Raw genomic sequence first — 1,400 nt, 5'->3', positions numbered from 1 at the left:
GGCCGCGGTCGTCGTGGACCCAGCCGGCGAACGGGGTCACCGGTGGCCGATAGCCGCCGGAGGCGGCCGGTGTCGCACTCATAGTTGGAACAGTAGGGCCGCCGCAGGGGTGCTCCGTGCACTATTTTCGGGTGCTGGTTAGTCCTGCCGCGGCGAGACGTACTCCCCGGCGCGCACCTCAGGCCCGATCTGCACTGCGAACTGCAGTTGGTCGGCGGTGTACATCCAGCCCGCATCGGTCCAGGTGCGCGGAACTAGTTGCGCCACAACAGGTTGTGGAAGACCGCACGCGGCGGCGACATCAGCGATCGTGAACTGAGCGTGCTCGCTATTGATCGGCGCCGCCACTTTGCGGCGGCGAAACGACTCCAAACACAGCGGCGCGGCGAGCTGCTCATCGGGCATGGATATAAGGCTACGGCCGACCGAGGTGCCTGACAGGCACAAAATGCCGAACGCACATCAGTTCGTCATGAGTCGAGACGACAGTGTGGGCGCCACATCGGCAGCGGTGAACAGCCGTACGGGTCCGGTGATCGCACCGTCAGATGATCGGACATAGCCAAGACCCAGAGGGGACATCGGCAGCTGCCACGCCTGGGGTCCACCGAGGGCATCCATGGACGTTTGTGCTGTCGCGGTCCTCAGCGCAATCACGACGTCGCTGGTTGCCTCAACGGGCCGACCCACCCGGGCGCCAACCGCGAACGTCGACGCTTGTCGCGGCCTTCGTCGGCGATGCGCTGCAGCGTGCCCGCCACTTGTGGGTGCGACCCCAGCAGCTCGTCGACGGCATCGACGACGACGAGCAGCTCGGGCTGGGACTGGCCTGTGCGCTCATTCAGCGCGGCCTCGACCTGGGCGCACCAGGTGTCCCAGTCCGCCGGAGGGTCGGCTGCGCGCCGGTAGCCCGCGCAGTGGGCGACAACGTGAGGAGGAGGGCCGGTAGTGGCGTTTGCGCTGGTGATGCCGTTCTGTGTGTCGGCGATCGCGAGCTGCACGCGGGTCGGCGGATACAAGGTGCACACGCTCAGCGCAAGCGACTGCAGCGCTGTGGTTTTCCCAGCGATGCCCACGCAGAGCGCGACGTTGGCGTGATCGCCGAGCTCAATCGACACCACCGAGTCGGGCGCGTCCACTGGCGCACCGACCGGGATCGCCAGCACGTCATCGTCGGCGCGGCGTCGCCACCCCGCGCGCGGGTCGAACGTGTCGAGCTCAGTGACGCCCAGGGCGTCCAGAAGACGCCTACCCGGCCAGGCCGGAGAATGTGTCTGCGCAGCGCTCATAGGCCAAGCCAGGCCTGTTCCTGGTTGAAAGCCACGATGGCGACCTCGACGGTGTCGCGGGCGGTGCTGATCCGCACCGATTCCCGCGAGATCTGCTGAAAGTGGATGTCG

At 67.1% G+C, this 1,400-nt stretch carries 2 protein-coding genes; both read right to left on the bottom strand.

What is annotated here, in order from left to right:
• Positions 1 to 138: 138 nt before the first annotated feature.
• Positions 139 to 405 carry a hypothetical protein gene (locus H7I57_RS00130; protein WP_264021178.1) on the bottom strand — a complete coding sequence of 89 codons (267 nt, stop codon included), beginning with the start codon at positions 403 to 405 and terminating at the stop codon, positions 139 to 141.
• 248 nt (positions 406 to 653) lie between these two features.
• Positions 654 to 1,289: an FtsK/SpoIIIE domain-containing protein gene (locus H7I57_RS00125; RefSeq protein ID WP_264021177.1), complete on the bottom strand. Its 636-nt coding sequence runs from the start codon at positions 1,287 to 1,289 to the stop codon at positions 654 to 656.
• Positions 1,290 to 1,400 lie beyond the last annotated feature (111 nt).

The organism is Mycolicibacterium pyrenivorans (assembly GCF_025821625.1).
Lineage (GTDB): Bacteria > Actinomycetota > Actinomycetes > Mycobacteriales > Mycobacteriaceae > Mycobacterium > Mycobacterium pyrenivorans.
This window is presented reverse-complemented; position numbering and strand designations above follow the sequence as displayed.

Coding starts and splice junctions, on each gene's coding strand:
- H7I57_RS00130 (WP_264021178.1), bottom strand. CDS start 405: ATGCCCGATGAGCAGCTCGCCGCGCCGCTGTGTTTGGAGTCGTTTCGC.
- H7I57_RS00125 (WP_264021177.1), bottom strand. CDS start 1,289: ATGAGCGCTGCGCAGACACATTCTCCGGCCTGGCCGGGTAGGCGTCTT.